The organism is Kitasatospora sp. NPDC088742 (assembly GCF_055584905.1).
The window spans coordinates 86,550-104,740 of the sequence record NZ_JBVJLD010000008.1 but is presented as its reverse complement, the minus strand read 5'-3'; the positions used below and the strand labels follow the sequence as shown (position 1 = coordinate 104,740).

The 18,191-nt window shown below is 70.3% G+C and carries 20 protein-coding genes; 18 read left to right on the top strand and 2 right to left on the bottom strand.

Going from position 1 to position 18,191, the window contains the following annotated elements; translation table 11 throughout:
• Positions 1-247 precede the first annotated feature (247 nt).
• The 12 genes from ACZ6ZR_RS09885 (at position 248) to ACZ6ZR_RS09830 (ending at position 9,887) form a co-directional block, all read left to right on the top strand.
• On the top strand, positions 248-673 hold the full coding sequence (locus ACZ6ZR_RS09885) for a hypothetical protein (RefSeq protein WP_465641211.1): 426 nt from the start codon (positions 248-250) through the stop codon (positions 671-673).
• Positions 674-937: 264 nt separating this feature from the next.
• The gene (gene atpB / locus ACZ6ZR_RS09880; RefSeq protein ID WP_402298687.1) at positions 938-1,771 is read left to right on the top strand and encodes a F0F1 ATP synthase subunit A; all 834 of its coding nucleotides are present in this window, start codon (positions 938-940) and stop codon (positions 1,769-1,771) included.
• Positions 1,772-1,854: 83 nt separating this feature from the next.
• On the top strand, positions 1,855-2,088 hold the full coding sequence (atpE, locus tag ACZ6ZR_RS09875) for an ATP synthase F0 subunit C (protein ID WP_057226856.1): 234 nt from the start codon (positions 1,855-1,857) through the stop codon (positions 2,086-2,088).
• Between the two features lie 45 nt (positions 2,089-2,133).
• The gene (locus tag ACZ6ZR_RS09870; protein ID WP_402298688.1) at positions 2,134-2,700 is read left to right on the top strand and encodes a F0F1 ATP synthase subunit B; all 567 of its coding nucleotides are present in this window, start codon (positions 2,134-2,136) and stop codon (positions 2,698-2,700) included.
• Positions 2,697-3,512 carry a F0F1 ATP synthase subunit delta gene (locus tag ACZ6ZR_RS09865; protein WP_465641208.1) on the top strand — a complete coding sequence of 272 codons (816 nt, stop codon included), beginning with the start codon at positions 2,697-2,699 and terminating at the stop codon, positions 3,510-3,512. Before ACZ6ZR_RS09870 ends, ACZ6ZR_RS09865 begins: the two co-directional genes overlap by 4 nt.
• A 149-nt stretch (positions 3,513-3,661) precedes the next feature.
• Positions 3,662-5,236 (top strand): F0F1 ATP synthase subunit alpha, encoded by a 1,575-nt coding sequence (atpA, locus tag ACZ6ZR_RS09860; RefSeq protein ID WP_465641206.1) that lies wholly within the window; start codon positions 3,662-3,664, stop codon positions 5,234-5,236.
• 32 nt (positions 5,237-5,268) lie between these two features.
• Positions 5,269-6,183 (top strand): F0F1 ATP synthase subunit gamma, encoded by a 915-nt coding sequence (locus tag ACZ6ZR_RS09855; protein WP_465641205.1) that lies wholly within the window; start codon positions 5,269-5,271, stop codon positions 6,181-6,183.
• A gap of 2 nt (positions 6,184-6,185) precedes the next feature.
• Positions 6,186-7,631, top strand: coding sequence for a F0F1 ATP synthase subunit beta (gene atpD / locus ACZ6ZR_RS09850; RefSeq protein ID WP_465641203.1), 1,446 nt, complete (start codon positions 6,186-6,188; stop codon positions 7,629-7,631).
• Positions 7,632-7,839: 208 nt separating this feature from the next.
• Positions 7,840-8,220: a F0F1 ATP synthase subunit epsilon gene (locus ACZ6ZR_RS09845; protein ID WP_104818316.1), complete on the top strand. Its 381-nt coding sequence runs from the start codon at positions 7,840-7,842 to the stop codon at positions 8,218-8,220.
• Between the two features lie 139 nt (positions 8,221-8,359).
• Positions 8,360-8,860, top strand: a complete 501-nt coding sequence (locus tag ACZ6ZR_RS09840) for a DUF2550 domain-containing protein (RefSeq protein ID WP_465641201.1) — start codon at positions 8,360-8,362, stop codon at positions 8,858-8,860.
• 47 nt (positions 8,861-8,907) lie between these two features.
• The gene (locus ACZ6ZR_RS09835; protein WP_465641199.1) at positions 8,908-9,285 is read left to right on the top strand and encodes a VOC family protein; all 378 of its coding nucleotides are present in this window, start codon (positions 8,908-8,910) and stop codon (positions 9,283-9,285) included.
• Between the two features lie 29 nt (positions 9,286-9,314).
• The gene (locus ACZ6ZR_RS09830) at positions 9,315-9,887 is read left to right on the top strand and encodes a cob(I)yrinic acid a,c-diamide adenosyltransferase (protein ID WP_465641197.1); all 573 of its coding nucleotides are present in this window, start codon (positions 9,315-9,317) and stop codon (positions 9,885-9,887) included.
• Positions 9,888-9,894: 7 nt separating this feature from the next.
• On the opposite strand, the gene ACZ6ZR_RS09825 is transcribed toward ACZ6ZR_RS09830, so the two are convergent.
• Entirely contained in the window at positions 9,895-10,452 is a 558-nt protein-coding gene (locus ACZ6ZR_RS09825; RefSeq protein ID WP_465641196.1) for a hypothetical protein, read from the bottom strand.
• Between the two features lie 147 nt (positions 10,453-10,599).
• On the opposite strand from ACZ6ZR_RS09825, the gene ACZ6ZR_RS09820 reads away from it, so the two are divergent.
• From ACZ6ZR_RS09820 to ACZ6ZR_RS09800, 5 genes are all read left to right on the top strand, one after another.
• Positions 10,600-11,799 carry a sensor histidine kinase gene (locus tag ACZ6ZR_RS09820; protein ID WP_465641194.1) on the top strand — a complete coding sequence of 400 codons (1,200 nt, stop codon included), beginning with the start codon at positions 10,600-10,602 and terminating at the stop codon, positions 11,797-11,799.
• Between the two features lie 5 nt (positions 11,800-11,804).
• Positions 11,805-12,473, top strand: a complete 669-nt coding sequence (locus ACZ6ZR_RS09815; RefSeq protein ID WP_465641329.1) for a response regulator — start codon at positions 11,805-11,807, stop codon at positions 12,471-12,473.
• Between the two features lie 166 nt (positions 12,474-12,639).
• Complete coding sequence (locus ACZ6ZR_RS09810) at positions 12,640-13,506, top strand: 3-hydroxyacyl-CoA dehydrogenase family protein (RefSeq protein ID WP_465641192.1); 867 nt, start codon at positions 12,640-12,642, stop codon at positions 13,504-13,506.
• Positions 13,507-13,914: 408 nt separating this feature from the next.
• Positions 13,915-14,250, top strand: coding sequence for an STAS domain-containing protein (locus ACZ6ZR_RS09805; protein WP_465641191.1), 336 nt, complete (start codon positions 13,915-13,917; stop codon positions 14,248-14,250).
• 243 nt (positions 14,251-14,493) lie between these two features.
• The gene (locus ACZ6ZR_RS09800; protein WP_465641190.1) at positions 14,494-16,731 is read left to right on the top strand and encodes an ATP-binding protein; all 2,238 of its coding nucleotides are present in this window, start codon (positions 14,494-14,496) and stop codon (positions 16,729-16,731) included.
• Here ACZ6ZR_RS09800 and nucS read toward each other — a convergent pair.
• Positions 16,728-17,387, bottom strand: a complete 660-nt coding sequence (gene nucS / locus ACZ6ZR_RS09795) for an endonuclease NucS (protein WP_465641189.1) — start codon at positions 17,385-17,387, stop codon at positions 16,728-16,730. The two genes, ACZ6ZR_RS09800 and nucS, sit on opposite strands and share 4 nt — an antisense overlap.
• A 367-nt stretch (positions 17,388-17,754) precedes the next feature.
• Here nucS and ACZ6ZR_RS09790 point away from each other — a divergent pair, with 367 nt between their 5' ends.
• Complete coding sequence (locus tag ACZ6ZR_RS09790) at positions 17,755-18,147, top strand: SCO5389 family protein (RefSeq protein ID WP_465641188.1); 393 nt, start codon at positions 17,755-17,757, stop codon at positions 18,145-18,147.
• Positions 18,148-18,191 lie beyond the last annotated feature (44 nt).

The window sequence follows — 18,191 nt, the reverse complement described above, 5'->3', positions numbered from 1 at the left end:
TGCTCCCTTGGTGTGACAGCCACCACACCCGCATGGTAAAGCTCTAATCAAATAGTTTGTGATACCGTTCACGAGTACCGAGTACGCGCCGAAAGACCTGACAGGTGGAGGACTTCCGTCCCTGGTCAGGCTCCTCGACGGGCTCGCCGTCGGGCGGCCCGGTCAACGGCTGGACGTTCTCGGTGCGGTCCCACACCGCGTCCCAAGCGCCGTCCCCCGTTCTCGACATGCCGCCGGAGTTGCCGACATGCCGTCCCACGACGCCCGGATCCCCCTCCGCGGCGCCGCAATCCCCACTGCGGTCGCCGGGGCCATCGCCACTGCGGTCTCCGCCGTGGCGGTGGGTAGCAAAGGGTTGATCGGTGCCCTCTTCGCGACCCTGCTGGTGCTGGCGTTCTTCGCCTTCGGCCAAGTCGCGCTGGAGCGGTTGACCAGGAACAACCCGCAGATGCTGATGGCCGCCGCGCTGCTGGTGTACACCACGCAGATCCTGCTGGTCGGCATCGTGCTCGCGGTGTTCAAGAACACGACGCTCTTCGACACCAAGGTGTTCGCCTTCACGCTGCTCGGCTGCGTTCTGATCTGGACCGGCTTCCAGGTCCGGGCGGGTATGAAGGCCAAGCTCTACTACGTGGAGACCACTTCCTCGGCGAAGAAGGACGACAAGCCGTGAGCCGGCCTGCCCGTCCCTCTCCCGAGGGGGGCGGTGTTTATGCCCTCCTGACGGACTGCTATCGTCCGTCGCGACGAACGAGTACGGGAAGCGGCCAGGTCCCTCCGCCCAGCGGACGGATCGCCCCCCGGACTCAGACAGTCTTCAACGATCCCGCGGTTCACGACGAGCCCGCGCTGGGTCGGCGAGAGACCCACCAAGTTCCAGTGCCGCACCGTGGCCCCAGGCCGCGCCGACACACCGAGGTTGCCGTAACCATGCGTCATGACGAAGGAGTCCGTGGTGAGTGCTGAACTCACGTTGCTCGCCTCTGGGGGCAGTTGCCACTTTGATGACCTTGGTTGCGGATTCCCCGCTCCGGGCCTGAACGAGTTCCAGTTCAAGCCGATCTTCACGATCGGGAGCATCGAGTTCAACAAGCCGATGCTGCTGGCCTTCTTCTGCGCCTTCCTGGTCATCGCCTTCTTCTGGGCAGCCTTCGCCAAGCCCAAGCTCCTCCCGGGCAAGATGCAGCTCGTCGGCGAGATCGGCTACGACTTCGTCAAGCGGTCCATCGTGCTGGAGACGATCGGCAAGAAGGGCGAGAAGTTCGTCCCGATGCTGGTCTCGATGTTCTTCTTCATCTGGATCATGAACATCATGTCGATCATCCCGTTCGCACAGTTCCCTGTGATGGCGGCGATCGCGTTCCCGGCCGGCCTTGCCGCCGTGGTGTGGTTCACCTACATGTTCCTCACCTTCAAGCAGCACGGCTTCGTCGGTGGCATGAAGAACCTCTGCTGGCCGTCGGGCATCCCGGGCTGGGTCATGTTCATCCTGGTGCCGATCGAGTTCTTCTCGAACATCTTCGTGCGCCCCTTCACGCTCGCGGTCCGAGCCTTCGCGAACATGTTCGCCGGCCACCTGCTGATCGTGATGTTCTCCATCGCTTCCTGGTACCTGCTCAGCCCGAGCCTCGGCGCGCTGTACGGGTCGGTCTCCTTCGTGGTGACCATCGCCCTGACCGCCTTCGAGCTGCTGGTCCAGTTCCTGCAGGCGTACATCTTCGTGATGCTCGCCAGCAGCTACATCGCCGGTGCGCTCGAAGAAGCCCACTGAGTCCGCTGTAGCACCCAGCCCGACCCCCCAGTACTGCCGGTGGCCAACCACCGCCGGTCCACACCCCGAAAAGGACAGCTGAAATGGCACAGCTCGCTGAGCTCACCGGTTCCATCGCCTCCGTCGGTTACGGCCTCGCCGCGATCGGCCCCGGCATCGGCGTTGGTCTGATCTTCGGCAACGGTGTCCAGGCCATGGCCCGTCAGCCCGAGGCTGCCGGCCTGATCCGTTCCAACATGTTCATCGGCTTCGCGCTGACCGAGGCGCTCGCCCTCATCGGCATCGTCATGCCGTTCGTCTTCGGCACCGGCAGCTAATTCCTCGCGGATACTGTCTAGCCCTTTTCGACGAAAGGTTCAGATATGAGCGCCTCCGTGGCACTCCTCCTCGCGGAGGAGGGGGAGAAGATGAACCCCCTGCTTCCCGCGTGGCCCGAGGTCGTCATCGGCCTGCTCTGCTTCTTCATCGTCTTCGGCATCCTCGGCAAGAAGCTCCTCCCCAGCATCGAGAAGGTGCTGGCGGACCGCCGGGACGCGATCGAGGGCGGCATGGAGCGCGCGGACGCCGCTCAGGCCGAGGCCCAGGCCCTGCTTGAGCAGTACCGTGCCGAGCTCTCCGAGGCGCGTCACGAGGCCGCTCGCATCACCGAGCAGGCCCGTGAGCAGGGCGCTGCCCTGATCGCCGAGATGCGCGAGGAGGGCCAGCGTCAGCGCGAGGCCATCGTCGCCGCCGGTCACGCGCAGATCGACGCCGACAAGAAGCAGGCCACCGCGGTCCTGCGTCAGGACGTCGGCTCGCTCGCCGCGCAGCTCGCCTCCCGCATCGTCGGCGAGTCCCTCGAGGACTCCGCCCGGCAGAGCGGCGTGATCGACCGCTTCCTGGACGACCTGGAGGCCAAGGCCTCTGCGGCCCAGGGTGCGTCCAAGTGATCGGCGCCAGCCGTGAGGCCCTGGCCGCCGGCCGGAAGAACCTCGAGAGCCTGACCGACGCCACCTCGGTGGACGCGGCCAAGCTGGCCGAGGAGCTCACCGCCGTGACGGCGCTGCTGGACCGCGAGGTCTCGCTGCGCCGGGTGCTGACCGACCCCTCGCGGAGCGGTCAGGACAAGGCCCAGTTCGTCGCCACGCTGCTCGGCGGCCAGGTCTCCGGCGAGACCGTCGACCTGCTGTCCGGCCTGGTCCGGTCCCGCTGGTCCGGCGGCCGTGACCTGGTCGACGCGGTCGAGGAGCTCGGCTCCTACGCCGAGATCATCGCGGCCGAGAAGGCCGGCCAGCTGGACGACGTCGAGGACGAGCTGTTCCGGTTCGGACGGATCGTCAGCGGCTCGCACGAGCTGCGCGCGGCCCTGACCGAGCCGAAGGCCGGCGCCGTCCACAAGGCGGACCTGCTCAAGAAGCTGCTCGGCGGCCGGGCCAACGCGGGCACCGCCCGTCTGGTCACCGCCCTGGTCACCAACCCGCGCGGACGTAGCCTGGAGCAGGGCCTCGAGTCCTACTCCAAGCTCGCCGCCGCCCGGCGGGACCGTGTGGTGGCCCTGGTCACCACCGCCGTTCCGCTGACGGACGGTCAGAAGGACCGCCTGGCGAACTCGCTGGGCCGGCTCTACGGCCGCCAGGTGCACCTGAACATCGACGTGGACCCCTCGGTCCAGGGTGGTGTCCGGGTGCAGATCGGTGACGAGATCATCGACGGCACCGTGTCGAGCCGCCTCGAAGGCGCTCGTCAGGCCCTCGAAGGCTGACGCACCAGCACCATCCGACCCTCGGTCGGGAACCGGCTCCCAGAGCCGGGAAAACGTACGGCCGGTTCGCACGACCCGGCCGAGAGTCGAATACTTGCGGCCCTCAATGGCGGGCCGAGGATCGCAAACTAGGAGAGCAGGGAAGCCTGATGGCGGAGCTTACGATCCGTCCGGAGGAGATCCGGGACGCGCTGGCCGGCTTTGTCCAGTCGTACCAGCCGGACGCCGCCTCGCGTGAAGAGGTCGGCACGGTCACCGAGGCCATGGACGGTATTGCCAAGGTCGAGGGCCTGCCCTCGGTCATGGCCAACGAGCTGCTGAAGTTCGAGGACGGCACCCTCGGCCTCGCGCTGAACCTCGAGGCGCGCGAGATCGGCGTCGTCGTCCTCGGCGAGTTCAGCGGCATCGAGGAGGGCCAGACGGTGCACCGCACCGGCGAGGTCCTCTCCGTTCCGGTCGGTGACGGTTACCTCGGCCGCGTCGTGGACCCGCTGGGCAACCCGATCGACGGTCTCGGCGACGTCGCCTCCACCGGCCGTCGTGCCCTGGAGCTGCAGGCCCCCGGCGTCATGGTCCGCAAGTCGGTGCACGAGCCGATGCAGACCGGCATCAAGGCCATCGACGCGATGACCCCGATCGGCCGCGGCCAGCGTCAGCTGATCATCGGCGACCGTCAGACCGGCAAGACCGCGGTGGCGATCGACACGATCATCAACCAGCGCGACAACTGGAAGTCGGGCGACCCGAAGAAGCAGGTCCGCTGCATCTACGTCGCCATCGGCCAGAAGGGCTCGACCATCGCGTCGGTCCGCGGCGCCCTGGAGGAGGCCGGCGCGCTGGAGTACACCACCATCGTGGCTGCTCCCGCCTCCGACCCGGCCGGCTTCAAGTACCTCGCCCCGTACACCGGTTCGGCCATCGGCCAGGAGTGGATGTATGACGGCAAGCACGTCCTCATCATCTTCGACGACCTGTCGAAGCAGGCCGAGGCGTACCGCTCCGTGTCGCTGCTGCTCCGTCGTCCGCCGGGCCGCGAGGCCTACCCGGGTGACGTCTTCTACCTGCACTCCCGCCTGCTGGAGCGTTGCGCCAAGCTCTCCGACGCCCTGGGCGCCGGCTCGATGACCGGTCTGCCGATCATCGAGACCAAGGCCAACGACGTGTCGGCGTACATCCCGACCAACGTCATCTCCATCACCGACGGCCAGATCTTCCTGGAGTCCGACCTGTTCAACGCCGGCATCCGCCCGGCCGTGAACGTCGGCATCTCGGTCTCCCGCGTCGGTGGCTCGGCCCAGATCAAGGCGATGAAGTCGGTCGCCGGCCGTCTGCGCCTGGACCTGGCCCAGTACCGTGAGCTGGAGGCGTTCGCCGCCTTCGGTTCCGACCTGGACCCGGCCTCGCTGGCGCAGCTGGAGCGCGGTGCGCGCATGATCGAGCTGCTGAAGCAGGGTCAGTACCAGCCGTTCCCGGTCGAGGAGCAGGTCGTCTCGATCTGGGCCGGCACCACGGGCAAGCTGGACGACGTCCCGGTCGCCGACATCCGCCGCTTCGAGCGCGAGTTCCTCGACTTCCTGCGCACCTCCAAGAAGGAGCTGCTGGCGGGCATCGTCGAGACCTCGAAGCTCGAGGACGGCACCATCGACGCGCTGACCGAGTCGATCGCCTCGTTCAAGCAGGGCTTCACCACCGCCGACGGCAAGCTCCTCGGCGAGCAGGCCTGAATCCGGTAGCGAGGGAAAGGACGTAACGACCCATGGGAGCACAGCTTCGGGTCTACAAGCGCCGGATCCGCTCTGTCACCGCGACGAAGAAGATCACCAAGGCGATGGAGATGATCTCCGCGTCGCGCATCGTCAAGGCGCAGCGCGCGGTGGCCGCCTCCACCCCGTACGCGGACGAGCTGACGCGGGCGGTGACGGCGGTGGCCACCCGGTCCAACGCCAAGCACCCGCTGACCACCGAGAAGCCCGGCGCCTCGCGCGCCGCGGTGCTGGTGATCACGGCCGACCGTGGTCTCGCCGGTGGGTACTCGACCAATGCCATCAAGCAGGCCGTCGCGCTCAGCGCGCGGCTCCGCTCCGAGGGCAAGGACGTGCTGACCTACATCGTCGGTCGCAAGGGCGTCTCGTACTACAAGTTCCGCAACCTCGAGGTCGCGGGCTCGTGGACGGGCTTCTCCGACAAGCCGACCTACGGTGACGCCAAGGCCGTCTCCAGCGACCTGATCGAGGCCTTCACGGCCGAGGTCGGTGGCGTGGACGAGCTGCACCTGGTGTCGACGAAGTTCGAGTCGATGCTGACGCAGACCGCCCGGGACGCGCGGCTCCTCCCGCTGAAGCTGGACGAGGTCCAGCTCAGCACGGAGAAGCCGGCCAAGGCCGAGATCTTCCCGCTGTACGACTTCGAGCCGTCGGCCGAGGGCGTCCTCGACGCCCTGCTGCCGCGGTACGTCGAGAGCCGGATCTACAACGCGCTGCTGCAGTCGGCCGCCTCGGAGCACGCCGCACGCCGGCGCGCGATGAAGTCCGCGACCGACAACGCGGGAGAGCTCATCAAGTCGCTCACGCGGCTTGCCAACTCGGCCCGTCAGGCCGAGATCACCCAGGAAATCAGCGAGATCGTCGGCGGTGCCAACGCCCTCGCCGACGCGAGCCGCGGGAGCGAATGAGAATGACCACCACTGTTGAGCCGACCACGGCGACGGGCCGCGTCGCGCGGGTCATCGGCCCGGTCGTCGACGTGGAGTTCCCCGTCGACGCGATTCCGGACATGTACAACGCCCTGCACGTCGAGGTGGACAACCCCGACGGCACGGGCAAGAAGGTGCTGACCCTCGAGGTCGCGCAGCACCTCGGCGACGGCCTGATCCGCGGCATCTCGATGCAGCCGACCGACGGCCTGGTCCGTGGCGCGCAGGTCTCCGACACCGGTTCGGCGATCTCCGTGCCGGTCGGCCAGATCACCAAGGGCAAGGTCTTCAACGCCCTCGGTGAGGTGCTGAACGTCGACAAGGACGAGTTCGAGTCCCAGGTCGAGGTCCGCTGGCCGATCCACCGCAAGGCTCCCGAGTTCAAGGACCTCGAGTCCAAGACCGAGATGTTCGAGACCGGTATCAAGGTCATCGACCTGCTCACCCCGTACGTCACGGGTGGCAAGATCGGTCTGTTCGGTGGTGCCGGTGTCGGCAAGACCGTTCTGATCCAGGAGATGATCTACCGCGTCGCCGAGAACTTCGGTGGTGTGTCGGTGTTCGCCGGTGTCGGCGAGCGCACCCGTGAGGGCAACGACCTCATCCACGAGATGGTCGACTCGGGCGTTCTGGACAAGACCGCGCTGGTCTTCGGCCAGATGGACGAGCCGCCGGGCACCCGTCTGCGGGTCGCGCTCTCCGCGCTGACCATGGCGGAGTACTTCCGTGACGTCGAGCAGCAGGACGTGCTCCTGTTCATCGACAACATCTTCCGGTTCACCCAGGCCGGTTCCGAGGTGTCGACCCTGCTCGGCCGCATGCCCTCCGCGGTGGGCTACCAGCCGAACCTGGCCGACGAGATGGGCCTCCTCCAGGAGCGCATCACCTCGACCCGCGGTCACTCGATCACCTCGATGCAGGCGATCTACGTCCCTGCGGACGACCTGACCGACCCGGCCCCGGCCACCACCTTCGCCCACCTGGACGCGACGACCGTTCTGTCGCGTCCGATCTCGGAGAAGGGCATCTACCCGGCCGTCGACCCGCTGGACTCCACGTCCCGCATCCTGGACCCGCGCTACATCGCGCAGGACCACTACGACACCGCGATCCGGGTCAAGGGGATCCTCCAGAAGTACAAGGACCTCCAGGACATCATCGCGATCCTCGGCATCGACGAGCTGTCGGAGGACGACAAGATCACCGTGCACCGCGCACGTCGGATCGAGCGCTTCCTCTCGCAGAACACCTACGTGGCGAAGCAGTTCACCGGTGTCGAGGGCTCGACCGTCCCGCTGTCGGAGACCATCGAGGCCTTCAACCGCATCGCGGACGGCAAGTACGACGCCACCCCGGAGCAGGCCTTCTTCATGTGCGGTGGCATCGAGGACCTCGAGCGCAACGCCGCCGAGCTGGCCAAGAAGTAACCAGCCCGGCCAGATGGCTGACTGACCGTGAGGGGTGGTCCCCGTCCCTGGGGGCCGCCCCTCACGGCTCAGAGCCGCCGTGTGACCGGAGGTTCTGCTGTGATCCCGGTCATCTCCGTGTCCTTGGTTTCCTGCCGGGGCCGCGGGCCCGTTATTCTTACCGCAATCGCCGGGTCATCCGGGGGTTGCAAGAGCCTAGGAGCCCACGTTGGCTGAGCTGCACGTCGAGCTGGTCGCAGCCGACCGCAAGGTGTGGTCCGGTGCGGCCACCATCGTCGTCGCCCGTACGGCCTCCGGTGACACCGGCATCATGCCGGGGCACACCCCGGTGCTGAGCGTGCTGGAGAGTGGCCCGGTCACCATCCGCACCACCGATGGCGGCACCGTCATCGCGGCCGTGCACGGCGGCTTCATCTCCTTCGCCGACAACAAGCTGTCGCTGTTGGCGGAGATCGCAGAGCTCGCGGACGAGATCGACGTCGCCCGCGCCGAGCGCGCGCTGGAGACCGCGAAGAGCGAGCTCGACGCGCACGCCGAGCGTCGCGCCGAGGTCCGCCTCGTCGCGGCCGGCCGCCGCAAGGCCGCCTGAGTTCCAGCAGTACGTACAACCGACGGTCCCGGGGACGCGAGAGCGTGACCCCGGGACTGTCGTATCAGTTGGTAGGTCAGTGCCGGGTCGTTGATACGACCGGCAAACGGGGATGCGGGTAGCGAGGAGGTCGGTGAGCATGGTCCTCGCCCTTCTGGTGTGCGCTGCGGTGGTGGCGCTCTGTGTGCTCGGCTTGGTGGCCTTCGCGGTCCGCCGCCGGGTGATCCAGCGAGTAGGCGGAACGTTCGACTGCAGTTACCGCCTCAAAATGCCCGCCGACGCGTCGACGCAGCCCGATCTCGACAAGAACGGTGAGCCCACCTCCGCCCCGGTCCCCGTGACCGACGGCAAGGGGTGGGTTTTTGGTATCGGCCGCTACAGCGGTGACTCGATCGAGTGGTTCCGGGTCTTCTCCTACGCCCCGCGCCCGCGCCGGGTGCTGCCGCGGCGGGAGATCGAGGTGCTCGGCCGGCGCTACCCGGAGGGCCAGGAGGAGCTCGCGCTGCTCTCCGGCTCGGTGGTGCTGCGCTGCCTGCACAACGGCGCCCCGCTGGAGCTGGCGATGAGCGACGACGCGCTGACCGGCTTCCTGGCCTGGCTGGAGGCGGCGCCTCCGGGCCAGCGCGTGAACGTGGCCTGACGGGACCACACTGGGTGAAGGGGAGCTCTTAGGGAAGGGAGCCGACCATGTTGACCCAGGGGAGCGTCACCACCACCCTCCCGGTGGTGGACCTGGACCGGGCCAAGGCCTGGTACCAGGAGAAGCTGGGGATGTCCCCGGCGAAGGAGATGGAGGGCGGCGCGGTCTACGAGGTCGCGGGCAGCTCCATCCTGCTGTTCCCGACCTCGGTCGCCGACCGCGGCGGGCACACCCAGGTGGCCTTCGAGGTGTCGGACCTGCGTGCCGAGATGACCGAACTCCGGTCCCACGGCGTGGTGTTCGAGGAGTACGACCTGCCGGACTACAAGACCGTGGACGGCGTGATCGAGTGGCCCGGCGGTGCCTCGGCGTACTGCAAGGACAGCGAGGGCAACCTGATCTGCGTCAACGAGATGCGGGGCTGACCGCACGGACGGCCGCTAGGCTGCGGCGCATGGTCAACCTCACGCGCATCTACACCCGGACCGGTGACGACGGCACCACCGCGCTCGGTGACATGAGCCGCACCACCAAGACCGACCCCCGCCTGGTCGCGTACGCGGACGCCAACGAGGCCAACGCCACCATCGGGGTGGCGCTGGCCGTCGGGCAGCTCCCCGAGGATGTCGCGGCGGTCCTGACGCGGGTTCAGAACGACCTCTTCGACGTCGGCGCGGACCTGGCCACCCCGGTGGTGGAGGACCCCAAGTACCCGCCGCTGCGGGTGCTCCAGTCCTACATCGACCGGCTGGAGGGGGACTGCGACCACTACCTGGAGCAGCTGGAGAAGCTGCGCAGCTTCATCCTCCCCGGCGGCACCCCCGGCGCCGCCCACCTGCACCTGGCCTGCACCGTGGTGCGCCGGGCCGAGCGGGCCACCTGGGCGGCGATCGAGGAGCACGGGGAGAGCGTCAACCCGCTCACCGCCAAGTACCTCAACCGGCTCTCCGACCTGCTCTTCATCCTGGCCAGGGCGGCCAACAAGGAGCGCGGCGACGTGCTCTGGGTGCCGGGCGAGAACCGCTGACGGAGGGTCAGAGCAGGGTGGAGGAGCGCTCCTTCTTCTCCTGCTTGGGCCAGATGGTGTAGCTGGCCGCGATCACCAGGTTGATGCCGGTGATCAGGCCCATCCGCTGGTACCAGGCGCTCAGCTCCCTGGTCCGCTCGGCGTCGCCGACCAGCCAGGTCACCCCGGCGATCAGGGTGACCGTGATGGCGGCGGCGACCGCCGTGCGGACGAAGACCTTCCACTCGTGGGCGGCCCGGGCCGCGCCGTACCTGGGTGCCTTCGGGGGCCTCGGGCCGCCGGCGAAGCGGTGCTGGAAGTGGCCGTCGGCCCAGGTCACCAGCGAGTGCCCGAAGGCCACCGAGAAGCCGACGTAGCTCGCGGCCAGGCCGTGCGTCCAGCTCGCGGTGGTGCCGCCGCGCAGGTCGACCACGGTGAGCACCAGGATCACCAGGTCGATCAGCGGCAGGCCGAGCAGCAGCGCGGTGCTGACGGTCCGCCACTTCAACAGGTAGCGGGCGGCCAGGGCGAGGGCGAGCAGGACCCAGAACCCGGCCTCGCCGGCGACGATCAGCGTGACGATCACGGTGTACCTCCCTGGCTCCCAGCCTCCCAGCGCGGCGGGGTGCGGGGCATCGTCGCCGGCGCCGAGAGTGGACTGCACCTTTCGATGTACGGGGCTCCGCCGTGCGGAGGGTCGGTGACCGCGGCCGCGGGATGGTGAGATGGGGCCGTGCTCAACCTCGACCTCACCCCGCGCCAGGAGGACCGCGCGATCGCACTCGGCGGCCTGCTCGGCGGCCTGGTGCTGATCGCCTTCGGTGCCTACGACCGTGCGGACAGGCTGCCGGTCCTGGCGGTGCTGCTGCCGATGGTGGCGCTCGCGGTGCTGGAGCTGTTCCGCCGGACCCGTCCGGTCTGGACGGTCAGCCTGGGCGGTCTGCTGATCGGCGTGGTGGTCTGGGGCGGCTCGCTGGCCGCCTCGCTGGTGATGTACACCGACCTGCTCTACGCGGCGGTGCTGTACGGCTCGCCCCGGATGTCCAAGGTGCTGCACCTGACCGGGATGGCCACCACCGTGGTGCTCGGCTCCTGGGCCGGGCTGTACACCACCTCGGTGGGGCAGGCGCTGCTCGCGGTGGTGGTCTGCGTGCTGGTCTTCCTCGGCCCGGTGTGGACCGCGGACCTGGTGCGCAAGCACCGGGACCGGGCCGAGACGGAGCGGCTGCGGGCCGAGCAGACGGCGCTGCTGGCCGAGTTGGACCGGCGCGAGGCGGTGGTCTCCGAACGGGCCCGGATGGCCCGCGAGCTGCACGACGTGGTGGCCAACCACCTGTCCGCCATCGCCATCCACGCCACCGGCGCCCAGGCCCTGGCGCGCCGTCAGGAGCGCGACCCCGAGGACCCGCTGCTGGCCACGATGGCGGTGATCCGGGAGAACAGCGTGCAGGGCCTCACCGAGATGCGCCGGATGATCGGGCTGCTGCGCGCCGGGGACGCCGAGGACGGCCACGCCGCGCCCCGGCTGGAGGCCGTGGACTCGCTGGTGGCCAAGGCCGCCGAGAGCGGCCGGGCGGCGGGGCTGGGCTTCCGGCTGACCGAGCGGGGCGAGCGCGGTGAGCTGCCGGCGCCGGTCGGCCTGGCCGCCTACCGGATCGTCCAGGAGGCGCTCACCAACGCGCTCAAGCACGCCGCCCCGGGCTCGGTGGAGGTGCTGCTGGCCTACGGGGCCGAGGAGTTGGAGATCCGGGTGGAGAGCCCGTACCGGGCCGGCGAGGGGCGCGGGCTGCCCGGCGCCCGGGCCGGGCTGGTCGGGATGGCCGAGCGGGCCGGGCTGCTCGGCGGCAGCTTCGCGGCCGAGCCGGTGGAGCGGAGCTGGGTGGTGCGCGCGGTGCTGCCGCGTGAGCCGAGGACGACCGAGGGGCGGACGTGACGGACGTGGTGGACGCGGCGGGCGTGATCCGGGTGCTGGTGGCGGAGGACCAGGCGGCCGTGCGGGCGGCCCTGGTGATGATCCTGCGGGCCGAGCCGGGCTTCGAGGTGGTCGGCGAGGCGGCGGACGGCGAGCAGGCCGTCCGGCTGGCGCTGGAGCTGCGGCCGGACGTGGTGCTGATGGACGTGTCGATGCCGCGGCTGGACGGGGTCGCGGCGACCCGTCAGGTGGTGGCGGCCGACGCCGGGCGGGTCCTGGTGCTGACCACCTTCGACCTGGACGAGTACGTCCACGGCGCGCTGCGGGCCGGGGCGTCCGGCTTCCTGCTCAAGGACCTGGAGGCGGACGCGCTGATCGAGGGCGTGCGGACGGTGGCCCGCGGCGACGGCATGCTGGCCCCCTCGGTGACGCGCCGTCTGATCGCCACCTTCGCCCGGCCCGAGCGGCCCGACCGGCCCCGGGCCAAGGAGGCGGTGGCGGCGCTCACACCCCGGGAACGGGAGGTGCTGGCCTGCCTGGGCGCCGGACTCTCCAACGGGGAGATCGCGGGGCGGCTGGAGATGGCGGAGGCCACCACGAAGACGCACGTGAGCCGGATCCTGGCCAAGCTGGAGCTGCGCAGCCGGGTGCAGGCCGCCATCCTGGCGCAGGACTTGGGGATGGTGCCGGAGTAGGGGTACCGGAGTGGGAGTGCCGCCGCGCAGCGTGGGCACGTCAGCAGCATCACACTGCGCAATCGCACCATCCGGGCTCCGTGGGCACTAGAGTCCGGCGCGTGAGCGGCGCGGCTCCGGTGGGTGATCCCTGTCCCGAGCCGCCTTCAGGAGCCTAGGGGTATCCATGAGCAACGTAGCGGACCAGCGGATCGCCGTCATCGGCGCGGGTCTGATGGGCGCGGGCATCGCGCAGGTCTCGGCCCAGGCCGGGCACCAGGTGGTGCTGCGCGACGTCACCGACGCCGCGCTGCAGCGCGGCCTGGACGGCATCCGCGCCTCGTACGAGAAGTTCGTCTCCAAGGGCAAGCTGACCGCCGAGGCGGCGGAGGCCGCGCTCGGCCGGATCACCACCACCACCGACCTCGGCGCGGTTGCCGAGGCGGACATCGTGGTCGAGGCGGTCTTCGAGCAACTCGACGTCAAGGAAGGCGTGTTCCGCGAGCTGGACAAGCTCGCCAAGGACGGCGCCGTGCTCGCCTCGAACACCTCGGCCATCCCGATCACCCGGATCGCCGCCGCCACCTCCCGCCCCGAGTCCGTGGTCGGCGTGCACTTCTTCTCGCCGGTGCCGCTGATGAGGCTGGTCGAGCTGGTCCGCGGCTACAAGACCAGCGACGAGACGCTGGCCCGGGCCCGCGCCTTCGCCGAGAACGTCGGCAAGGAGGTCGTGGTGGTCAACCGCGACGTGGCCGGCTTCGTGACCACCCGTCTGATCACCGCCCTGGTGGTCGAGGCGGCCAAGCTGTACGAGTCGGGCGTGGCCAGCGCCGAGGACATCGACACCGCCTGCCGCCTCGGCTTCGGCCACCCGATGGGCCCGCTGCAGACCGCCGACCTGACCGGCGTGGACATCCTGCTGCACGCGGCGCGCAACATCTACGCCGAGACCCAGGACGAGAAGTTCGCGGCTCCGGAGATCATGGCCCGCATGGTCACCGCGGGGGACCTCGGCCGCAAGAGCGGCCAGGGCTTCTACGACTACCAGAAGTAAGACTGACCGGCGATTGGGGGGTGGGTGAAGGAGCGGCGTTGGGGTGCGTGCATCGGCGCCGCCGAGGAGGGAGCCCATGCGGAGCATCGGCGACTGACGAGAAGGTGTCGAGGTGCGTGCCCCGGCGTCGCGACGCCGCCCCCCAATCGCGGGTCAGTCTAGGTCCCGGGCGGCGGGGGAGTGGGTGAGCTTGCTCACGACCCCGCCGCGCACGGGTGATTTGGGCGGGAATCGAGCGTGGGTGTGGGGCTCGACTGCGTATATTCCCTCTATTCCATCGGACGGGTGAAGTTGGCCCGTAACCGGCGCGGACCAGCAACCTGAACGGCTGATCCACCGTCAGATGGGTGAGGGGGAGACGGCATTCCGATTGTCCTGACCGCTCCGGCGACTGCGGAGGAGGAGAGCGTGCACATCATCGGTGACCACCGGCGCCTGGCCATCCAGGGCCGCCTCGACGTCCGCAGCGCCGCCGACGCCCGCGCCCGTCTGCACCAGGCGGTCGACGGCGGGCAGGGTGACCTGGTCCTCGACCTCGCCGGTCTGGAGTTCTGGGACGCCACCGGCCTCGGCGTCATCATGGGCACCCACCGCAGGGCGGGGCGCCTCGGGCGCCGCCTGGTGCTCCGCTCCGTGCCGGCCCAGCTCCAGCGCCTCCTGGTCGCCACCCGCCTCCACCGCATCCTCGCCGTCGAGGGCACCGTCCCCGACGCCTACGGCACCACCCTCCCGGTCGTCCTCTGACGCACGCTTCCGGGGGCCGCTCGGCAGGGCAGCGACCTCGGGGGCGCGGGGAACTGCGCGCAGGGGAACGGCACCACCCGCAACTGGCTCGCCTGCCCCGATCTCACACTGGTCCGCCTTCCGTGTTCGCGCAGTTCCCCGCGCCCCCGGCGGCCCAGCCGCTTACCCCGGGTAGAGGTGTCGGAGGTGGGTGTGCGAGAGTCTCCGGTCAGACAGTCGGCCTAGACGGGGCGGAGCGAGACCGTGAACCAGCCATCCGGTGACGTCCGGCAGGAGGCGCCGCGCCAGCGGAGCGGTGAGCTGGTCACCGGTGACTGGCTGCTCGCGGTGGGTGGGGCGGACGGTTCGGAGTTCCGGCCGTGTCCGCCGGAGTGGCGGCCGCAGCCGCGGCGGGTGGTGGCGGACAGCCACCGGCCGACCGCCGCGGCGGTGGGGCCGCTCGCGCTGGGTGGTGCCGCCGCGGACCAGCCGCTGCTGGACCGTGAGGCGGACGTCGCGCAGCTGCTGGGTCTGCTGGCCGAGGGCCGTTCGGTGCGGCTGGTGGGCCAGGGCGGCTCCGGCCGGACCGCGCTGCTGGGTGCGGTGGCGGACGCGGCCGGGGAGTTGGCGCCGGACGGGGTGGTGCGGCTGACCGGTCACCGCCGGACCTCGGCCGATCTGCTGCAGGACCTGTACGCGGCCACTCACCGGTCGGCCCCGTTCCGTCCCGACCAGGACCAACTGCGGGACCTGCTGGCCCCGTTGGGCGCCGTGGTGGTGATCGACGACGTCGAGCCGGGCGGGCCGGAACTGGAGGAGCTGCTGGCCGCCGCGCCGGACTGCGCGTTCCTGGTCTCGGTCGCCCCCGGAAGCCCTCAACTGCCGCCCGGTTCACGGCTGCTGGACCACCTGGTGGCCGGGCTGTCCCGGCCGGCCTGTCTGAACCTGGTGGGCCGCCTGGCGGGCCGTCCGCTGGACGAGCACGAGCGGGCATGGGCGATCGACCTCTGGTTCGAGTCCGAGGGGCTGCCGCTGCGCTTCGTGCAGGCGGCCGCGCTGCTGCGCCAGCGGGACGTCGAGGTGGACACCCTGGTGGCCGAACACGAGGACCGGGGGCGGGTGTTCGGCCTGGTCAAGGAGGTCGCCCGGCCGGAGGACCCGGCCGAGTTGGAGGAGGAGCTGCGCCGTTCGGTGCCGCTGCCCTCGGTGGCCGAGTCCGCCGCGCCGACGCTGCGGCTGGCGGCCGGGCTGAGCGAGTCGGCCCGGGCGGTGCTGCTGCTGGCGGTGGCGCTCGGCGGGGAGTGCCCGACCGCCCCGCACCTGCCCGCGCTGATCGACGTGGGCCTGGGCGAGAGCGCCCTGCAGGAGCTGACCGACTGCGGCCTCGCGGTCTCGATCGGAGGCCACCACCGGCTCACCGACGGGGTGTTGGGGATCCTGGTGGGGCACTGGGAGCCGGGTGAGGTGGCCTTCGGGGCAGCCCGGCACTTCTCCTGGTGGGTGGGGCACAGCTCGGTCAGCCCGGCCCAACTGGCCGCCGAGGCCGAGGTGGTGGTCGGCGCGCTGCTGGCCGACCGGGCGGCCGGGCGGCCGGAGGAGGTGCTCCGACTGGCCCGGGCAGCGGCGCCCGCCTTCGCGCTGTCGCTGCGCTGGGGCGCCTGGGAGCAGGTGCTGGAGATCGGTCTGGAGGCGGCCCGCGAGCTCGGCTCGCCGTCCGAAGAGGCTTGGTTCCACCAGGAGTTGGGCGTACTGGCGGCCTGTACCGGGGTGACCGGCCCGGCCGTCGGGGAGCTGGAGGCGGCGCTCTCGCTGCGGGCCTCGGTGGAGGAGGCCCGGGGCACCGCCGCCGGGCGCCGGATGCTGGCGCTGCTGCGGGCCGGGACGGGCCGGGCGGTCGAGGGCGCGGACCGCCCGGGCGGTGGCCGACGGCCCGTCATGCGGGCGATCGCCGCCCAGGTGCCGCTGCGCTTCCGGAAGATACCGAGGGGCGGCCGCCGCCGGGTGGCGGTGGCGGCCGGGGCCGCGGTGCTCGCGGTCGGCGTGCTCGGCACGGCGGTCGGTCTGAGCCTGGCCGGTACCGAGGAGCCCGGCCGGGGCGGCCGGGGCGGGGTGGTGGACGAGGGCGTCTACACCGGTGACCTCGGCATCTCCCCGAGCGCCACTCCGACGCCCACCCCGAGCCCGACGGCCACCGAGCCGGCTCCCTCGCCGACCGAGTCGGAGAGCCCGAGCCCGTCCGCGAGCCCGTCCAAGAGCGGTACCCGCAAGCCGAGTTCGAGCCCCAGCCCGAGCACGGGCAAGCCCTCCGCCACGCCGGCCACCCAGCAGCCGAACCCGCCGCAGCCGACGACCCAGGCGCCGACCACCAAGCCGGCCACCACCCCGCCGGCCCCGACGACCGCGGCGCCCACGACCACGGCACCCACCCCGACCCCGACGCCCACTCCGACGCCGACGCCGACCGACACGGGCACGGCGACGGCGTCTCCCCAGAAGTCCTAGAAGAGCTTGAGCTTGTCGTCGTCGATGCCGCGCAGCCCGTCGTAGTCCAGCACCACGCAGCCGATGCCGCGGTCGGTGGCCAGTACGCGGGCCTGCGGCTTGATCTCCTGCGCGGCGAAGACGCCCTTCACCGGGGCGAGCAGCGGGTCGCGGTTGAGCAGCTCCAGGTACCTGGTCAGCTGCTCGACGCCGTCGATCTCGCCGCGGCGCTTGATCTCGACCGCGACGGTGGCGCCGTCGGCGTCACGGCCGAGGATGTCCACCGGGCCGATGGCGGTGGGGTACTCACGGCGGATCAGGGTCCAGCCGGTGCCGAGCACCTCCATGCGGTCGGCCAGCAGCTCCTGGAGGTGCGCCTCGACGCCGTCCTTCACCAGACCGGGGTCCACCCCGAGCTCGTGCGAGGAGTCGTGCTGCACCTCCTCCAGGGTGATGATCAGCTTCTCGCCGGCCTTGTTGGTCACCGTCCAGACGTCGCCGTCCTGCTTCAGGGAGCAGGGGGGCGACATCCAGTTGAGTGGCTTGTAGGCCCGGTCGTCGGCGTGGATGCTGACGCTCCCGTCCGCCTTGACCAGGATCAGGCGGGTGGCGGAGGGCAGGTGGGCGGAGAGCCGACCGGCATAGTCGACGGAGCAACGGGCAATGACGAGACGCATGGTTGACCACGCTAGCCCAGCGGGGCCAGTTGAAGCGAAACCGCGACGGACGGGTGATGAACCCGCGTGGACGGCGAAACATGGAGTCTGCACCCCGCCCCCGCCCTAGCTCCACGGGTTGTCCGACGGGTGGGGGTCACTCAACGGGGACGGAGCACTTCGATGAACGATCCGACGGGATTCGGCCAATCTGACGGGGCACGCGGTGATTGCGGTTCGAATCGGTGGATTCACCGGCCGTACTGACGACCGGATGTCACTCTGTGGTGAGCGGTCGTAGCTTTCCACAACGGCACCAACGGCACCAACGGCACGACGTACGACCACCCCGGCGGTCCGCCCGGGGTGGACCGCGAGAGGAGAACCCATGTCGCTCGACGTCTCACCGGCCCTGCTGGAGAAGGCCGAGAGAGGAGAGGTCGACGAGAGGGAGTTCGTCGACTGCGTCCGAACCTCCCTGCCGTACGCCTGGGACCTGATCAGCTCGCTGGTCGCCCAGGTGCAGGTGGACGGCACCGATTTCGCCGACAACCAGGTACCGCCGCCCAGCGAGCAGGCCCGGGGCCAGCTGCTGCGGGCGATGGCCAGCGACGCGATCCGGGGTGCCCTGCAGCGGCACTTCGGCGTCCGGCTGGCGTTCCAGAACTGCCACCGGGTCGCCGTCTTCGCGCCCTCGGAGCAGAGCGAGGAGCGGTACGGCCGCTTCACCTCGGTCCGGGCCCAACTGCTCAACCAGTCGGACGAGTTGCGCGACTGCTGAGCACCTACCGCCGAACCGACGGGACGCCGGGCCGCCTGCACCAG

Coding starts and splice junctions, on each gene's coding strand:
- ACZ6ZR_RS09870 (WP_402298688.1), top strand. CDS start 2,134: ATGAGCGCCTCCGTGGCACTCCTCCTCGCGGAGGAGGGGGAGAAGATG.
- atpB (WP_402298687.1), top strand. CDS start 938: ATGACGAAGGAGTCCGTGGTGAGTGCTGAACTCACGTTGCTCGCCTCT.
- atpA (WP_465641206.1), top strand. CDS start 3,662: ATGGCGGAGCTTACGATCCGTCCGGAGGAGATCCGGGACGCGCTGGCC.
- nucS (WP_465641189.1), bottom strand. CDS start 17,387: ATGCGTCTCGTCATTGCCCGTTGCTCCGTCGACTATGCCGGTCGGCTC.
- ACZ6ZR_RS09840 (WP_465641201.1), top strand. CDS start 8,360: ATGGTCCTCGCCCTTCTGGTGTGCGCTGCGGTGGTGGCGCTCTGTGTG.
- ACZ6ZR_RS09885 (WP_465641211.1), top strand. CDS start 248: ATGCCGTCCCACGACGCCCGGATCCCCCTCCGCGGCGCCGCAATCCCC.
- ACZ6ZR_RS09790 (WP_465641188.1), top strand. CDS start 17,755: ATGTCGCTCGACGTCTCACCGGCCCTGCTGGAGAAGGCCGAGAGAGGA.
- atpD (WP_465641203.1), top strand. CDS start 6,186: ATGACCACCACTGTTGAGCCGACCACGGCGACGGGCCGCGTCGCGCGG.
- ACZ6ZR_RS09830 (WP_465641197.1), top strand. CDS start 9,315: ATGGTCAACCTCACGCGCATCTACACCCGGACCGGTGACGACGGCACC.
- ACZ6ZR_RS09835 (WP_465641199.1), top strand. CDS start 8,908: ATGTTGACCCAGGGGAGCGTCACCACCACCCTCCCGGTGGTGGACCTG.
- atpE (WP_057226856.1), top strand. CDS start 1,855: ATGGCACAGCTCGCTGAGCTCACCGGTTCCATCGCCTCCGTCGGTTAC.
- ACZ6ZR_RS09855 (WP_465641205.1), top strand. CDS start 5,269: ATGGGAGCACAGCTTCGGGTCTACAAGCGCCGGATCCGCTCTGTCACC.
- ACZ6ZR_RS09810 (WP_465641192.1), top strand. CDS start 12,640: ATGAGCAACGTAGCGGACCAGCGGATCGCCGTCATCGGCGCGGGTCTG.